This window comes from Streptomyces sp. NPDC039430, from assembly GCF_055639435.1.
Genome location: NZ_JBVKAK010000003.1, coordinates 475,630 through 491,294, shown reverse-complemented (window position 1 = coordinate 491,294; position 15,665 = coordinate 475,630). Strand labels below are relative to the sequence as shown.

Genomic DNA, 15,665 nt, shown 5'->3' with positions numbered 1-15,665 from the left:
GTCGTGTCCGTCATGCCCGCCGCGTCCGTCATACCTGCTGCGTCTGTCATGTCCGTCATGGCGAACTTCCTTATGCGGGAAGGTGATTGATGGCGTGGTCCTCGGTGGCCCACAGATACTGCACGGCGTACGCCCGCCAGGGCCGCCACGCGGCGGCGCGTGCGGTGAGCGCGGCGGGTGTCGACGGGAGACCGAGGCTCGCCGCGGCCCGGCGCATGCCGAGATCCGTGGGCAGGAACGCGTCGGGGTCGCCGAGCGCGCGCATGGCGATCACCTCGACCGTCCACGGTCCGAATCCGGGCAGGGCGATGAGCTGTTCCCGCGCCCGGTCCCAGTCGCTGTCCGGGCCGAGCCGGAGCGAGCCGTCGGCGAGGGCCGCGACCAGCGTGGTGAGGGTGGTGCGTCTGGTGCGCGGCAGGGCCAGCGCCTCGGGGTCGAGCGCGGCCAGCGCCTCCGGGGACGGGAAGAGATGGGTGAGCCCGCCCTCGGGGTCGTCGACCGGCACGCCGTGCGCCGTGACCAGCCGGGCCGCGTGGGTGCGGGCCGCGGCGGTGGAGACCTGCTGGCCGAGCACGGCGCGCACGGCGAACTCGGCGGCGTCGACGGTACGGGGCACACGCCGCCCCGGTGCCTTGTCGACCAAGGGCGTCAGCAGCGGGTCGGCGCTCAGCTGTTCGTCCACGGCGACCGGGTCGGCGTCCAGGTCGAGCATCCGGCGGCAGCTGCTGATGGCGAGCGTGAGATCGCGCGGATCGGTGAGCGAGAGCCGGCACGCGATGTGGTCGGGGCGCGGGCTGAGGGCGACGATGCCGTGTCCGTACGGCAGGGAGAGCGTGCGGCGGTACGCGCCGTCCCGCCACTCCTCGACGCCCGGTACCGCGGTCGCGGCGAGATGGCCGAAGAGGTTGTCCGGGTTGAGGGGCGCCCGGAACGGCAGCCGCAGAGCGATCACCCCGGGGGTGGTCACCGGCTCCGTACCGCTCGCACCGCGCGCCCCGCTCGTACCGGCCGGCTCCGTACCGCGTGCGCCGCGTGTAGCGCTCGCGCCGCGTGCGCCGCGTGCGCCGCGTGCGCCGCGTGCGCGCAGTTCGCTGGGCGACAGCGCGAACACCTCGCGGACGGTGTCGTTGAAGGCCCGGATCGAGGAGAAGCCTGCCGCGAAGGCGATGTCCGCCATGGGGAGGCCGGTCGTCTCGATCAGCAGCCTGGCGGTCTGCGCGCGCTGGGCGCGGGCCAGGGCGAGCGGCCCCGCGCCCAGTTCCGCGAGGAGCTGCCGTTCGATCTGGCGCGCGGAGTAGCCGAGTCGCCCGGCCAGTCCGGGGACACCCTCGCGGTCGACGACACCGTCCTGGATGAGCCGTACGGCACGGGCGACGGTGTCGGCACGGGCGTTCCACTCCGGCGAACCGGGACTGGTGTCGGGCCTGCACCGCTTGCAGGCGCGGAACCCGGCCTGCTGGCAGGCGGCGGCGCTGGGGTAGAAGGTCATGTTCTCGGCCTTGGGCGGTACGACGGGACAGCTGGGCCGGCAGTAGATCCCCGTGGTCAGGACCGCGGTGAAGAACCAGCCGTCGAACCGCGCGTCCTTGGACCGCACGGCCCGCACACAGCGCTCGGTATCGGTGTACATGCCTCCAGCATCCGTGACACAAAGACTCCCGGCTGGCAGGAATCCGACATCAGCCTTCGGGGGACTCACCCTTCCAGGGCCGCCATCGCCGTCTCGAACGCCGTGTACGTCCGCTGGTTGAAGAGCACGAACCGTACTTCCTCAAGGGTTCGCGCTCCGGCCGCTCTCGCCCTCCTCCTCAGATCCTCCGCCTGCCTCTGCCCCTGCGCCTTCCCCTGCCCCCTCGCCTTCCCCGTGGTCTCCCAGGCCGTGAGGGTCTCCCTGACCGTGCGCACGGCGATCCGGGCCGCGTCGTCCAGCGGCCACCGGTGGTTGCCGGTGGAGACGGCGGGCACCGCGACCGTGCGCGCGCCCAGCTCGGCCGCGACCTCCAGCGAGGTGCGGTAGCAGGAGGCGAGCAGGCTCGACCGGTCGTCGTATCTGTCCCAGTGCGGTCCCACGGTGTGGATCACCCAGAGGGCCTGGAGGCGGCCCGCGGTGGTGGCGGCGGACTGTCCGGTGGCCAGCCCGCGGCCGTAGCGGGTTTCGCGCAGCTCACGGCACTCCTTGGTGAGGGCCCGCCCGGCGCGGGCGTGGATCTGGCCGTCGACACTGTCGGGGCTGCCGCCCAGCAGCTGGGAGTTCGCGGGGTTGACGAGCGCCTCGGCGTGCTGCTCGACGAGGTCTCCGAGGACGAGAGTCAGGTTCGTCATGCGCATGGCCTCCTCGGGCCCGGCTCGGGTCCTGCTCAGCGGCGGCTCAGGGGGGCGGCACGAGGGCCGCCAGCTCACGGGGTGGTGCGACGGCCGGGTTGGCGCGACGGCCACCGGTCGGCGCGGCAGTCGCCGGGTCGGCGCGGCGGCCGGCTCAGACGGCGCGGAGCTTTCGCCACACCGCCTTCGCCGCGTTGTGCCCGGACATCCCGTGCACCCCCGGCCCCGGCGGGGTCGCGGACGAGCAGAGGAAGACCGCGGGGTGCGGGGTGGCGTACGGGAAGAGGGAGATCTTCGGGCGCAGCAGCAGCTGGAGCCCCGAGGCGGCACCGCACGCGATGTCCCCGCCCACATAGTTGGCGTTACGGGCGGCCAGCTCGGGCGGGCCCGCGGTGGCGCGGGCCAGGACGCGGTCACGGAAGCCGGGCGCGAAGCGCTCCAGCTGTCGCTCGACCGCTTCCGTGAGGTCTCCCCGCCAGCCGTTCGGGACATGGCCGTATGCCCAGAAGACATGCTTGCCCTCGGGCGCGCGGGACGGGTCGACGAGGCTGGGCTGCGCGGTGATCAGGAACGGAGTCGGCGGCGCCTGTCCGCCCGCGGCCTGGCGCAGCGCGGTGCCGATCTCCCCGCTGGTGGGTCCGATCTGGACCGTGCCGGCCCGTCGGGGCTCCTCGGCCGTCCAGGGCACCGGGCCGTCCAGCGCGTAGTCGATCTTGAAGGCGCTCGCGCCGTACCGGTAGCCGTCGTAGGCCCTGCCGAGGCCGGCGATCCTGGCCAGGGCCGTCGGCGAGGTGTCGAAGACATAGGCGCGGGCCGGCGGCAGATCGTCCAGCCGCTTGACCTCGTATCCGGTGTGGACCGCGCCCCCCAGATCGCGGAGGTACGCGGCGAGGGCGTCCGAGATCGACTGGGAACCGCCCCGGGGCATCGGCCAGCCGCCCGCGTGGGCGGCGAGCGCGAAGATGAGGCCGACGGCGCCGGTCGCGATCCCGTTCAGCGGGGCGATGACATGCGCGACGAGCCCGGCGAACAGGGCCTTCGCCCGCTCGTCGCGGAACCGGCGGGCCAGCCAGGTGGACGGCGGCAGGCCGGTGAGACCGAACCGCGCGAGGGTGATGGGGTCGCGCGGCAGCGCGGTCGACGGCAGGGACATGAAGTCCCGCGCGAGACTGTCCCATTTGCCGAGGTACGGAGCGACGAGCCGGCGGTAGGCGCCCGCGTCGCGCGGCCCGAACGACGCGGCCGTCTCGGCGACGGAGCGCGACAGCACGGCCGCCGTCCCGTCGTCGAAGGGATGCGCCATCGGCAGCTCGGGGTGGAGCCAGTCCAGGCCGTACCGGGCGAGCGGCATCGTCTTGAAGACGGGCGACCCCGCGCCCAGCGGATGGACGGCGGAGCAGGGGTCGTGGCGGAATCCGGGGAGCGTCAGCTCTTCCGTCCTGGCGCCGCCCCCCACGGTGTCCTTGGCCTCGAACACGGCCACGGAGAATCCACGCCTGGCCAGCTCGACCGCGGCGGTCAGCCCATTGGGGCCCGCCCCCACGACGACGGCATCGAGCATCGAGGTCACCTTCGGACTCCTTTGTCAGCCGATGGCAAGGAGCCCCAGGATATTCCCGGGCACTGACAGCCCGAACCCCGGTACTGTCCGCGACGATGAACGCGACGATCGAAACGATGGCGACGCGCCTGATGTCCGTACGCGGCGTACGCGCCGTGGCCCTCGGCGGCAGCCGCGCCCGGGGCACGCACCGCCCCGACTCCGACTGGGACCTGGGCGTCTACTACCGCGGCGAGCCGGACGTCACCGCGCTCGCGGCGCTGGCAGCCGAGGTGACCGGCTCCCCGGTGGAGGTCGCGGGCCCCGGCGGCTGGGGTCCGTGGGTGAACGGCGGCGCCTGGCTCTCTGTCGACGGGGTCGCGGTGGACTGGATCCTGCGGGATCTGGACCGGGTGGAACGCGTCTGGGCGGAGTGCCGGGAAGGCCGGTTCGAGATCGGCACGCAGCCGGGCCATCCGCTCGGTTTCTGGTCGCCCGCGTACGCCGGGGAGGTCGCGCTCTGCCGCGTACTGGCGGACACGGACGGCGAGTTGACGGCGCTGCGGGCGGTGGCGCGCGACTATCCGGGGCCGCTGCGGACCGCGCTCACCGGGGCGGTCTGGGAGGCGGACTTCTCGGTGGCGGCGGCCCGCAAGGCGGCGGGCTCCGAAGGGACGGGGGCGCGGGCGGGGGCGCGGGCCGGAGCTGGAGCCGGCGCCGCGCACGGATCCGGGGGCGGGGGCGCGGACGGGGGCGGGGGCGCGGAGGGGATCGCGGGCGCGGAGGGGATCGCGGGCGACGCGCTGTACGTGTCGCTGTGCCTGTCCCGGGCCTTCGGCGTCCTCGTACAGGCCCTCCTCGCCCATCACCGGGTCTGGTGCCTCAACGAGAAGGGCGCGCTCGCGGCAGCCGCCGCGCTGCCGGACACGCCGCCGGACTTCGCGCACCGGGTCGCGGCGGCGCTCCAGGGGCTGGACGCGCCGGCGGTGGAGGCGGCGGGCGCGCTGGTACGGGACGTACGCGCGGTGCTGGACGACGGCGCCTGACGACGTACGGGCGTGACCAGGGCGTGACGACGGTGTACGGGGCCCGGCCACCTACGTACGGGGCACGACCACCTACGTACGGGGCACGGCCACCTGCGGGCGTGGTGACCACGTACGGACGTGACGACGGTCAGCCTCCGGCGAGCAGCCGTTCCCGTACCCGCTCGGCCGTCTCCGTGTCCCTGGCCGCCGTGAAGGGCAGCGCGTTGCCGCCCGTGATACGGAACCGCTCACCCGTGAGTGTCAGCTGGGTGCCGCCCGCCTCCTCGACCAGCAGGAGGCCCGCCGCGTGGTCCCAGGCCAGCTCCCAGTTGAAGGCCACCGCGTCGAGCGCGCCCCGCGCCACGGCCAGGTATTCGAGCCCCGCGGAGCCGCACGGGCGGGCTTCGACGCCCTCGGTGCGCAGCCCCAGAAGTGCGTGCTTCTGTTCGTCGGTGGTGTAGTCGGGGTGGGACATCGCGACATGGAGCACCGCGCCGGGCGCGGGCGCTCCGGAGTGCAGCGGGACGCCGTCGAGGGTGGCGCCCCGGCCGCGTACGGCGATCGCCATCTCGTCCAGCGCCGCCGCGTACGTCCAGGACGCCAGCACCTCGCCGCCTTGCGCGAGGGCGACGAGCGTGCAGAAGCCCCGCTCGCCACGGACGAACGGGCGGGTGCCGTCGACCGGGTCGACGATCCATACGGGCGCGTCGCCGCTCAGCGCCTCGTACAGCGCCGGGTCCGCGTGCACCGCCTCCTCACCGACCACGACGGAGCCCGGCAGCAGGGCCGTGAGGGCGGCGGTGAGATGTTCCTCCGCGCCCCGGTCCGCGACGGTCACCAGATCGTGCGGGCCGTGCTTCTCGACGATCTCGTGCGCGGCGAGCTGACGGAAGCGCGGCATGATCTCCGCGGCGGCGGCTGCCCGTAGCGCCTCCTCGACGGCGGACACACGGGGGCCGCGGGCCGCCCCCGGGAGGGGAACCGTTCCGAACACAGAGTCATCGATCATGCCCCCAGCCAACCACGCCCGGGGGGCCGGGCGCGTGCCGGGCCGGATGACGGGACGGCGGCCGCCCGGGGACCGGAGACGGTCACGGAGGCGACCGGGCCGGTCGCGGCCGTCCGCCGGGCGACGTTCAGCGGCCGACGGCGTACCCCTGCATGCCGCGGGGGTTGGCCGCGGCCGAGAGGATGCCGGTCTCCGGGTCCCTGGCGACCGCGCAGAGCCGCCCCTCCGACCAGGGATCGCCGACGGTGACCTCGTGGCCCCGGCGGCGCAGTTCCCCGATGACCTCCGGGTGCATCCGGGACTCCACGGTCACGCTGCCGGGGCGCATTCCGCGCGGGTAGAAGGATCCGGGGAAGCTGTCGTTGTGCCAGTTGGGCGCGTCGATGGCGCCCTGGAGATCGAGTCCGCCCCGTACGGACGGCCGCAGGGCGAGTGCCAGGAAGAAGTGGAGCTGCCACTGGTCCTGCTGGTCGCCGCCCGGCGTACCGAAGGCCAGCACCGGCACGCCGTCGCGCAGCGCGAGGGACGGGGTCAGGGTGGTACGGGGCCTGCGGCCCGGGGTCAGTGAGTTCGGCAGACCCTGGTCGAGCCAGGCCATCTGGAGCCGCGTACCCAGCGGGAAGCCCAGCTCGGGCACGACCGGGTTGGACTGGAGCCAGCCGCCGCTGGGAGTGGCGGCGATCATGTTGCCCCAGCGGTCGACGATGTCGAGGTGGCAGGTGTCGCCCCGGGTGGCGCCGTCCTTGGCCACGGTCGGCTCCCCCGCGCCGGGGACCCCGAGCGCGTCGAAGCCGGGCTCGCCCGCGGCGACCGCGGTGGCGTGGCCGCTGAGCGCGGGCGCGCGCCCCTCGGGGCTGCCGGGGCGCAGCTCGTACGAGGCGCGCTCGCCGATGAGGGCGCGGCGCGCGGTGTTGTACGGCTCCGACAGCAGCGCGGCGAGCGGGGTGCCCTCGGCGGCGGCGTCGCCGTACCAGGCCTCCCGGTCCGCCATGGCGAGCTTGCAGCCCTCGATCAGGAGATGGACGTACTCGGCCGAGCCGTAACGGGGCAGTTCGGCCGCGCGGGAGGGCAGCAGGGCGAGCTGCTGGAGGAAGGCGGGCCCCTGGCTCCAGCCGCCCGCCTTGCACAGGGTCCAGCCGTTCCAGTCGTAGGTGGCGGGTGCTTCGTACGTCGCCGACCAGCCCGCCAGGTCGGCGGCGGTGAGGGTGCCGGTGTGGCGGTCGCCGCTGGTGTCCATGGTGGGGCGGGCGGAGTGCGCGACCAGCGCCTCCGCGATGAAGCCTGTACGCCAGACCGCTCTGGCGGCCTCGATCTGGGCCACCCGGTCCGCGCCGCCGGCCTCCTCGGCCTCCGCTGTCAGCCGGCGCCAGGTGGCGGCGAGCGCGGGGTTGCGGAACAGCTCACCGGGCGCGGGTGCCTTCCCGCCGGGAAGATAGACGTCCGCGGACGAGGTCCACTCCGTCTCGAAGAGTTCACGGACGCTCTCGACGGTCTCGCCGACGCGTTCGACGGGGGCATGGCCGTCCTCCGCGTAGCCGATGGCGTAACGCAGCACCTGGGCCAGGGACTTGGTGCCGTGGTCGCGCAGCAGCAGCATCCAGGCGTCGAAGGCACCCGGTACGGCGGCGGCCAGCGGCCCGGTGCCGGGGACGAGTTCGAGCCCGAGTGCGCGGTAGTGGCCGATGGTCGCGCCCGCGGGTGCGGGGCCCTGGCCGCAGAGGACCTGCACCTCGCCGCCGGCGGGCGCGAGGATGATCGGCACCTCACCGCCGGGTCCGTTGAGATGGGGTTCGACGACATGCAGGACGAAGCCGGCGGCGACGGCGGCGTCGTAGGCGTTGCCGCCGTCCTCCAGGACGGCCATCGCGGACTGCGAGGCGAGCCAGTGGGTGGAGGAGACCATGCCGAAGGTGCCCTGGAGGGTGGGACGGGTAGTGAACATATGGCCTCTCACCTAGGGGTTTCCGCCCATCGGCCCAGGCGGGTCGGTACTCAGGACCGGTGCTGGGGAGAAGTTGGGGAGTGTAGACCAGTCCCCTCCCTCACCCACACCCCCAGCAGGCTATCGATCGCCCTACGCCCCTTCTTCCTTCCCCGCCACTTGTCGAGGATTACGACCGACTGCCCTGCCTCCGGCACGAGAGATGCGGCGCAACGCCAACGCCCGCCACCCCGACGTCCTCGCGGCGCTACGTCGCGAACGCGCCCGCATCCGCATCCGCATCGAGAACGGCATTCGCTGGGACGGACGCCCGCTTCCCGCCGCGGCCTGGCCAAGCGACCGAGCCGAGAGTGTCAGCTCCTCACACCACGCGCGATCCGGTACAGCACGTTCGGACGCAGTGGCCCTTCGGGCTCGGCCGGGTCATCGAAATCGTCAGCCGGGTCTCGGTTCATGCCGATCCGGCGCATCACTGCTTGGGAACGGAGATTGGTAGCAGTCGTCACTGCAAGGATCTCGGGAAGTGCAAGGGATGCGAAGCCGAAGGCCAGACCAGCCAAGGCTGCCTCGGTGGCGTAACCCTGGCCCCAGGCCGAGCGAGCGAGCCTCCAACCGATCTCCACCCCCGTGAAAGGCATGCCATCATCCACCTGGTCCAAGCCCGCGAAGCCGATGAACTCGCCCGTGGCCTGCAATTCAACTGCCCACCATCCATAGCCTCGCTGGTCGAACTCGGCCTGGAACCGCGCCACGGAGGCATCGCTCTGTTCACGGGTGAGCAAGTCGCCCAAGTGCTCCCGAACCTCGGAATCAGCATTCATCGCCGCCCACGGTTCAAGGTCGGAATCCTGCCATCGACGGAGCACGAGGCGATCGGTACGCAGTTCAGCCATGCTGCCCAGCCAACGTGAGCGCTGTCCCCAAGGCAATCCATTTCCTCGGAGACAGCTACCGCCGCTCAGTAAGGAGAATGCGAGGCCGGCTCCAAGACCGACGAAGCTGCCCCGGTGAACCTTCCCGGCCAGAGCACTGGCCAGGGTGCCGTCTCCACTTCGCACTCCTCGATCCGGCGCGCGACAACGGAGACGGTCGACAGGTGCTCCAGTGGAGCCGAGTGCGAGACCCGCTGCGGCAACACGCGAACCGCGCCGCATTCGATCAGGCACGGACGGGACGTGCTCGCCGGGGCAACGAGCGCGAAAGCCCGGAGTGGCTGGACTGGTTCAGCCGAGTAGTACAAGGCCACAGCGTCGACCGTGAACTCGGGCGAACACACCACCCAACTCAGCACGCACCACAGCAGTCTTGTCCGGAGCCACATGCACTCAACGACACAAAAACACCCAACCCAACGATCTGCCTGACCAAGCGCTACTGGATATCCTTTCGAATCCCGCTGTAGGCTCAACGCCCCGTTCGCTGACTTGGGGAGCACGCAATTTCACGCGCTGAGCTGATCCGGCCGGTTGCCGAGTTACTGCGGGACCACGCCGAGGTAAACGGGAACAAACTCGCCTACTCCGATGGGCGAACCGCGCTTTCCTACGGCCGACTCGGGGCACGAACCGCCCGGTTGGCCGGACACCTCGCGGATCTCGGGCCGGCGCGCGGCGAGCGGGTCGCGCTCTGGCTGGACAACCGCGTGGAGGCGGTGGAGAGCTACCTCGCGGCCGTCCGGGCCGCCGGGGTCGGCGTACCGGTCAACCCCCGGTCTACGGACAAGGTGCGCCGGTTCGCCGGCGGACCGGAGGCGGTGCGCGTATGAGGCCCGTCGACGCGCTCCTGCACATCATGCGGGACGAGAAGGTGGACACGGTCTTCGGCAACCCGGGGACCAGCGAGCTGCCGTTCACCGACGCGCTGGCCACGGCCTCCGACATCGACTTCGTCCTCGGGGTGCACGAGGGCCCGGTCGTGGCGATGGCCGACGGCTACGCCCGTGCCACCGGCCGGCCCGCGTTCGTCAGCCTGCACATCGCCGCCGGCCTGGCCAACGGTCTGATCGGGCTGCTCAACGCGTCCCGGTCTCGCACCCCCCTGGTCGTCACCGCGGGCCAGCAGCACCGCGGACACCTGGTCTCGGACCCACTGCTCTCCGGCGACCTGGTCGGGATCGCCAGGCCTGCGGTCAAGCACGCCTTCGACGTCCAGCACGCGCACGATCTGCCCGTCCTGCTGCGCCGGGCGTTCGCGCTTGCCCGCCGGCCGCCGGCAGGGCCGGTGTTCCTGTCCATCCCGATGGACCTGCTCGACGAGGACACCGACATCCCGGTGCCGACCCGCTCGACGGTCGCGCCGCTGGGCGCGGCGACCGAACTGGACGCCGCGGCCGCCCTGCTGGCCGGCGCGGACCGGCCGGCGATCGTCGCCGGCGACGGTGTGGGCCGGGACGGCGCGATGGCCGAACTGGTCGCGGTCGCGGAGGCGTCGGGCGCCACCGTGTACCACCAGCCGATGCACGACCGGGTTGACTTCCCCATGACGCACCCGCTGTACGCGGGCATGCTCGCGCCGACCAACGAGGCCATCCGCACCGCGCTGGCCGGGCACGACCTGGTGTTCATCGTGGGTACGCACGCGTTCATGGCACACCACTACACTCCGGGCCCGGCCATACCGGACGGCACCACGGTCATACAACTCGACACCGACCCGGCCGAGTTGGGCCGTAACTTCCCCGTTGCCCTCGGGCTGCACGGCGGGCTGGCAGTGACACTGGGCGAGCTGGGCCGGCGCCTGGCCGGCCGGGTGCCCGCGGCCGCCGGCCGGCTCGCCGCCGGAGCGCGGGCCTCCGCGGGGCGACGCGCCGAGATCGACGCCGTAGCCCGGGCGGGGTACGGCTCCGCGCCCCTGGACCCGCTCGCCGCCGTCCACGCGGTCACCGCCGGGCTCCCGGAAGACGCCGTGGTGGTCGAGGAGGCCATCACCAGCGGCGTGCAGCTGCGCCGCCTGCTGGCGCTGGACCGGCCGGGTTCCCTGGTGCACACCGTCGGCGGAGGCCTGGGCTGGGGCCTGGGCGCGGCAATCGGGCACCAACTCGGGCAGCCGGACCGGCCGGTGGTCGCGGTGCTCGGCGACGGCTGCACGATGTTCGGCCTTCAGGGGCTGTGGACGGCCGCGCGCCATCGCGTGCCCGCGACGTTCGTGGTGATGAACAACGGGGAGTACCGCACCCTGAAGGACACCCTGGACGGCCGGCAGAGCCGGTCGACCCGCTCCGGCCACTACGTCGGGCTGGACCTCGCGGCGCCCGGCCTGGACTTCACCAAGGCCGCGGAGTTCTTCGGTGTCGAGTCGGTACGGGTGCGCGACACGGACCAGTTGGCGGACGCCGTGGCGAAGGCCGCCGTGGCGACCGGGCCGACGCTGATCGACGTACCGATCACCGGCCACGGCGGGGAACGGAGAAAGCCATGAGCGCACGGCCGGGGACGACCGCGGTGGACACACCGCCGCCCCCGGCCCCCGTGTCCGGCGCGCTCTGTCCGGCGGCACGGCCGAGGTGACCGAGAAGGCCACCGGCCGGGTCCTGGCGACGGTCGGCGGGGCCGACGGGGCCGACGTCCTGGCCTCCCTGGCCGCGGCCAGGGAGGCCCAACCGGCCTGGGCCGCGGTACCGCGCCGGGCCGCGCGGGCGCCGGAGCGGTCGCACGCCGAGGTATCGATCGCCCCACGCCCCTTCCAAGCCCCGGGACCACCGCTGGAGGCCGGCCTCCAGCGCGACCTCGTACGGGCGGGACCGGACCCGTCAGGCGGCCCGCCGGGTCGCCCGCGCGGCCTCCCGCCGGGCCGGCGCCGAGGCCGGACCGTCGCCCGTGCGCGGGGTGCCGTCGTGGAGATGGATGGTGCGGGTGGCGAGGCGGGTGAGGGCCGGCCGATGGGTGGTCATGACCGCTGTTCGACTCTCGACCAGGCGGCCGAGCGCGCGGACGACGAGTTCTTCGGCGGCGTTGTCCAGCCCCGTGGTGGGTTCGTCGAGCAGCACAACGGGGGCGTCGGCAAGGAGGGCGCGGGCGATGCCGACGCGTTGGCGCTGGCCGCCGGAGAGTCCGGCGCCTCGGTCGGCGAGCCGGGTGCCCAGGCCATCGGGCAGGTGTGCGGTGAACTCGGTGACCAGGGCCGCCTCCGCCGCCCGGGCGACCTCGTGCGGGCCCGCGTCGGGGCGCGCGTAGCGGATGTTGTCGGCGATGGTGCCCGAGAACAGGAACGTGTCCTGCAGGACGACCGCGATCTGGCGGTGCAGCCAGATGGCGGGGATGTCGGCGAGGGGGAGTCCGTCGAGGAGCAGGCGGCCACGGGTGGGCGCGTAGAGCCCGGCGATGAGGGAGAGCACGGTGGATTTACCGGAGCCGTTCGGTCCGAGCAGCGCGAGGTGTTCGCCGGGGTGGACGGTGAGGTCGAAGTGGTGCAGGACGGGGCCGCGGCCGTAGTCGAGTGTGATGTCGCGCAGGTCGATCCGGCCGGTGGCGCGGTCGGGCAGCCGCCGCGGTGGGGCCGGGGGCGGGGGTGGCTGGTCGAGGATGGCGGCGACGCGTTCCGCGGAGGCCGCGCCCTGGGGGAAGGTGATCGACAGGCGGGACATCGATCGCATGGGCTTGATCATGTCTTTGAGGTAGCTGGTCACCACGACCAGCAGCCCGACGCTCCACCAGTGGTTCACGACACCGAGGCCGCCCGCCCACAGCAGTGCCGCGGTGGCCACCGCGGCGGCGGCTTCGAGCAGGGGAGTGAACCGGGCCCGCAGTTCGACGCTGCGCAGGCCGGCGTTGAGGGTGGTGCTGTTGCTGGTGGCGAAATGTGCGTCGTGCAGGTCCTGGCGGCCGAAGGCGTGGATGGTACGGATGCCTTGAAGCGATTCGGTGACGAAGGTGGCGAGGTGTCCTTCGGCGGCGCGCTGCCGCCGTTCCGTCTGGCGGGTCAACCGGGTGTAGCGGGCGGCCGTGAGGAATATCAGCGGGGCGCCCGCGATCGCGATCAGCCCCAGGCGCCAGTCGACGAAGAGGATGACGGTGGCGTAGCCCGAGAGGGCCAGCAGTCCGGGCAGAAGTGTGGAGAACAGGTCGACGAGAGCGTCCTGGATGCGGCTGGTGTCAATCGCGATGCGGCTGGTCAGTTCCCCGACGGCCTGCCGGTCGTGGTAGCTCATCGGGAGCCGTTGCATATGGGCGAAGACGTCCGTGCGGATCTCCGCGGTGATCTGCTCTCCGGCGCTGTTCATCACGCGGTCACCGAGGTAGTCGAACGTCCCCGAGGCGAGAGTGATCAGCAGCAGTGCGCCGGCGGCCACGCTGAGCATGGCCAGCGGGGACGAGCCCACGATGCCCGTGAGCCAGGCCAGTGGGCCACTGGTCTTGCCCCTGAGTACGTTGTCGATGACGAGCGCCAGCGGCCAGGGTGCCGCGAGGTCGGCGATCAGTTCCGCGATGCGCAGTCCCACGCCGAGCGTGAGCGTGCGCAGGTGCGGGCGGCCGTAGGAACGGAATCGCCACAGGTGTCGCAGCATTCCCACGTCGTCTCGGCGGGACCTCATCTGCTCACCTCCCCGACCAGGTCGGCGCGGGCGGCTTCCTTGAGGGCTGTGTTGCTCGCGCCGGGGCGGATGCCGTGCTCGGCCATGGCGGTCAGCACCGCCGGAGCGAGTCCGGGGTCGGCACGCGTGATCGCGGACAACAGCCGGGAGAACTGGCGGCGTTCGTTCAAGGCGTCCTTGGTCGGCGGGGCGGCATCGGCCCCGGCCGAATCCATGCCGCGCAGCAGCGCCGCGTCGAAGCGCGCCGCGTCTCCGCCTGTGGCGACGACCCGCTCACGAGCGGACCAGCATGCCGATGCCCACACGGTTCCGTCGGCGTGCGGGTCCTGGTCCCGCCCGCCCACGAAGTGCGCCATTGTCCACCGGGGCTGGAGTTTGCGGCGCCGCTGGTCCCACTCGGCGATGGTCCCGCGGTGCCAGCCGTAGATGTCCGGGGTGCCCAGCAGGATGGCCGTGAGGACATCCGCGGTGCCCTCGTCCAGGGCGACCTTCAGATTGGTCTGCTGCGCCGGGGGACGCAGCCGGTTGAGCCGGAAGTCCGCGGTATGACGGCACAGATGATGGCCGACCTCGTGACAGATGATCGCGGCGTTGTGCGCGGGGGCGTGGAAATACCGGCTGTCACTCGGCGTCGGCACGAATCCGGCGCCGCCCCCCAGGTGGACCTCGCCCGCACAGCTGAGTGTGGCGGGCTCGTCCGTGACTGACGCCCTGGGAAGCCGGTAATGCCCTCCGCGCCAGCGGCGGGGCTGGTCGTGCATCCCGATTCTGACCAGCAGGTGAGGGAGAGGGCGGCCGAGCAGGGCTGAAGCGAACCGCAGGGCACGCTGGACGTGGAAGGCCGTGTTGGTCACGCCGAACGCACGGGCCTGCCGGTCCGCGACGGCGTCGGCCAGGGGGCCGCCACCGGCGGCGGGGTCGAACATCAGCGTGGAGCCGCTGAACAGCGGCCCGCCGCGCTCGTCACGGATCGTGGCCTCGGGCAGCACCACTTCGGTCGGCCGCAGCTCAAGGACGTCAAGGGCGGCTTCACGCAGTTGGCCGGGCCAGGGACGTCCGTCAGGTATGTAGACCATCGCCGGGATCACTGGGCGTCATCCCCGGACGGCAGCGGCGCCGGTGAAGGGTCCCGCCGTGGCATCGGTCTGCCGGACCGGTGCGCGCACCAGGTCCACGGCCGCGCCGTTCGCCAGCTGTGGCGGGGACAGGACCGGCAGTCCCGTGGCCGCGTGTGCCTCCTGAGAGGCAAGGGGGCTGGCGGTGACCAGGCCGCTCACCATGCGGACCGGGACCCCCAGTCCCCGCAGGATGGTCACCCCGGCCACCGCGTCGAGCGCGTTGGCCGCCGCCAGTACGACACCGTGGGCGAACCCGGGCAGGCGTTCGGCGAGCGCCCGTGTCTCGGACTGCAGCAGTCCGTCGGCGATCTCCAGGACGACCGCGTCCGCACCGTCGTCGACCAGGGCGTCGCGGATGGCGACCATCGTGGTCCGCAGCCGCTCGACCGGGTAACCGAACGTGGACGACATGCCGAAGTCGAGGAATTCGGCTACGGTGCTGGCCCCCGCGTCGATGTACGTCCAGCGATCCTTGCCGCTGCCGGAACCGGTGACCTTGCCCGCACCGGCGGCCAGTCCGGCTCGCGTCCAGCCGCTCACCATGGCCGACGCGGTCGTGGTCTTCCCCGCGTTCATCGACGAGCCGAGCACGACCAGAGTGCCCCACTCCGGGGCCGTGTGCGGCGACGGCGTCCGCGCGTAGTGTTCCAGCGACAGTGGCTTCCCGGCCCGGTCGTTCAGCGTGCCGATCACCCTCAACTCGGTTGGTGGCAGCCGTCGCGTATGCGCCGAGGCGACCGTTCCCACGAGGCCGCCCGCCGTCAGCAGATGAACCTGGGGCCCGGTCGGCAGGTACCCCTCGTAGAAGTCCGTGGCGTACCGGTTGCCGTATGCACCCACCACGATGTCGCCCGAGTAGAGACGGACGCGCCGGCCATGGACATCCTCCAGATGGTCGAGCTCGCCCAGGTGGACCACGGTGGCGACCACGAGGTCCCCGAGCTGCGGTTCGCGAACCGACCCACCGGGCGCGGTCGCGTCCCTGTCGTCGATTCTGCGCGTCACATAGCCCCACTTGGCCCCAGCGAAGTCTTTCATCACAGATCCCTACATCCGGTGCGGATCGGGCCCGTGCCGGCGCCCGAACGGGTGTCGTCCATTCGATTCGCTCATCCCATGTTCCGTGCTCCCGGGAGAGACCGCATTGTGGCGGCGGCCCTGGCGATGACGCGGCGG

General features: G+C 72.7%; 12 protein-coding genes and 1 pseudogene. 4 read left to right on the top strand and 9 right to left on the bottom strand.

Annotation, left to right across the window (positions count from 1 at the left end; genetic code table 11):
• Positions 1-70: 70 nt before the first annotated feature.
• From ACZ7LS_RS11315 to ACZ7LS_RS11305, 3 genes are all read right to left on the bottom strand, one after another.
• A complete protein-coding gene (locus ACZ7LS_RS11315) occupies positions 71-1,630 on the bottom strand; it encodes an AlkA N-terminal domain-containing protein (protein WP_385129351.1) in 1,560 nt (519 codons plus the stop codon).
• Between the two features lie 65 nt (positions 1,631-1,695).
• The gene (locus ACZ7LS_RS11310; RefSeq protein ID WP_382522964.1) at positions 1,696-2,322 is read right to left on the bottom strand and encodes a macro domain-containing protein; all 627 of its coding nucleotides are present in this window, start codon (positions 2,320-2,322) and stop codon (positions 1,696-1,698) included.
• Between the two features lie 154 nt (positions 2,323-2,476).
• The gene (locus ACZ7LS_RS11305) at positions 2,477-3,892 is read right to left on the bottom strand and encodes a phytoene desaturase family protein (protein WP_385129349.1); all 1,416 of its coding nucleotides are present in this window, start codon (positions 3,890-3,892) and stop codon (positions 2,477-2,479) included.
• A gap of 86 nt (positions 3,893-3,978) precedes the next feature.
• Between ACZ7LS_RS11305 and ACZ7LS_RS11300 the strand changes: the two genes are divergently transcribed.
• On the top strand, positions 3,979-4,908 hold the full coding sequence (locus ACZ7LS_RS11300) for a nucleotidyltransferase domain-containing protein (RefSeq protein WP_385129347.1): 930 nt from the start codon (positions 3,979-3,981) through the stop codon (positions 4,906-4,908).
• Between the two features lie 130 nt (positions 4,909-5,038).
• Here the strand turns inward: ACZ7LS_RS11300 and ACZ7LS_RS11295 are convergent, their stop codons facing one another.
• The gene (locus tag ACZ7LS_RS11295) at positions 5,039-5,899 is read right to left on the bottom strand and encodes an inositol monophosphatase family protein (RefSeq protein ID WP_382522971.1); all 861 of its coding nucleotides are present in this window, start codon (positions 5,897-5,899) and stop codon (positions 5,039-5,041) included.
• A gap of 127 nt (positions 5,900-6,026) precedes the next feature.
• Complete coding sequence (locus ACZ7LS_RS11290; RefSeq protein ID WP_385129345.1) at positions 6,027-7,841, bottom strand: gamma-glutamyltransferase family protein; 1,815 nt, start codon at positions 7,839-7,841, stop codon at positions 6,027-6,029.
• 208 nt (positions 7,842-8,049) lie between these two features.
• Here ACZ7LS_RS11290 and ACZ7LS_RS11285 point away from each other — a divergent pair.
• A pseudogene (locus ACZ7LS_RS11285) lies at positions 8,050-8,151 on the top strand (integrase); the annotation flags it as partial.
• 43 nt (positions 8,152-8,194) lie between these two features.
• Here ACZ7LS_RS11285 and ACZ7LS_RS11280 read toward each other — a convergent pair.
• Positions 8,195-8,734 carry a GNAT family N-acetyltransferase gene (locus tag ACZ7LS_RS11280; RefSeq protein WP_382522976.1) on the bottom strand — a complete coding sequence of 180 codons (540 nt, stop codon included), beginning with the start codon at positions 8,732-8,734 and terminating at the stop codon, positions 8,195-8,197.
• A gap of 545 nt (positions 8,735-9,279) precedes the next feature.
• Here ACZ7LS_RS11280 and ACZ7LS_RS11275 point away from each other — a divergent pair.
• Positions 9,280-9,606, top strand: coding sequence for an AMP-binding protein (locus tag ACZ7LS_RS11275; RefSeq protein WP_385129447.1), 327 nt, complete (start codon positions 9,280-9,282; stop codon positions 9,604-9,606).
• Complete coding sequence (locus ACZ7LS_RS11270) at positions 9,603-11,258, top strand: thiamine pyrophosphate-binding protein (protein ID WP_385129343.1); 1,656 nt, start codon at positions 9,603-9,605, stop codon at positions 11,256-11,258. Before ACZ7LS_RS11275 ends, ACZ7LS_RS11270 begins: the two co-directional genes overlap by 4 nt.
• A 331-nt stretch (positions 11,259-11,589) precedes the next feature.
• Here ACZ7LS_RS11270 and ACZ7LS_RS11265 read toward each other — a convergent pair whose 3' ends face one another.
• Genes ACZ7LS_RS11265 through ACZ7LS_RS11255 form a run of 3 tightly spaced genes read right to left on the bottom strand, consistent with a single transcriptional unit; the run spans position 11,590 to position 15,527 of the window.
• Positions 11,590-13,371 carry an ABC transporter ATP-binding protein gene (locus ACZ7LS_RS11265; protein ID WP_382522982.1) on the bottom strand — a complete coding sequence of 594 codons (1,782 nt, stop codon included), beginning with the start codon at positions 13,369-13,371 and terminating at the stop codon, positions 11,590-11,592.
• Complete coding sequence (locus tag ACZ7LS_RS11260; protein ID WP_382522985.1) at positions 13,368-14,447, bottom strand: hypothetical protein; 1,080 nt, start codon at positions 14,445-14,447, stop codon at positions 13,368-13,370. The genes ACZ7LS_RS11265 and ACZ7LS_RS11260 overlap by 4 nt, the downstream gene beginning before the upstream one ends.
• A gap of 18 nt (positions 14,448-14,465) precedes the next feature.
• On the bottom strand, positions 14,466-15,527 hold the full coding sequence (locus ACZ7LS_RS11255; protein WP_382522988.1) for a DUF1611 domain-containing protein: 1,062 nt from the start codon (positions 15,525-15,527) through the stop codon (positions 14,466-14,468).
• Between the last annotated feature and the right edge of the window lie 138 nt (positions 15,528-15,665).

Excerpts from the sequence above, each read along its gene's own strand:
- ACZ7LS_RS11265 (WP_382522982.1), bottom strand. The coding sequence starts at position 13,371 with ATGAGGTCCCGCCGAGACGACGTGGGAATGCTGCGACACCTGTGGCGA.
- ACZ7LS_RS11310 (WP_382522964.1), bottom strand. The coding sequence starts at position 2,322 with ATGACGAACCTGACTCTCGTCCTCGGAGACCTCGTCGAGCAGCACGCC.
- ACZ7LS_RS11295 (WP_382522971.1), bottom strand. The coding sequence starts at position 5,899 with ATGATCGATGACTCTGTGTTCGGAACGGTTCCCCTCCCGGGGGCGGCC.
- ACZ7LS_RS11290 (WP_385129345.1), bottom strand. The coding sequence starts at position 7,841 with ATGTTCACTACCCGTCCCACCCTCCAGGGCACCTTCGGCATGGTCTCC.
- ACZ7LS_RS11260 (WP_382522985.1), bottom strand. The coding sequence starts at position 14,447 with ATGGTCTACATACCTGACGGACGTCCCTGGCCCGGCCAACTGCGTGAA.
- ACZ7LS_RS11270 (WP_385129343.1), top strand. The coding sequence starts at position 9,603 with ATGAGGCCCGTCGACGCGCTCCTGCACATCATGCGGGACGAGAAGGTG.
- ACZ7LS_RS11280 (WP_382522976.1), bottom strand. The coding sequence starts at position 8,734 with ATGGCTGAACTGCGTACCGATCGCCTCGTGCTCCGTCGATGGCAGGAT.
- ACZ7LS_RS11255 (WP_382522988.1), bottom strand. The coding sequence starts at position 15,527 with ATGAAAGACTTCGCTGGGGCCAAGTGGGGCTATGTGACGCGCAGAATC.
- ACZ7LS_RS11300 (WP_385129347.1), top strand. The coding sequence starts at position 3,979 with ATGAACGCGACGATCGAAACGATGGCGACGCGCCTGATGTCCGTACGC.
- ACZ7LS_RS11315 (WP_385129351.1), bottom strand. The coding sequence starts at position 1,630 with ATGTACACCGATACCGAGCGCTGTGTGCGGGCCGTGCGGTCCAAGGAC.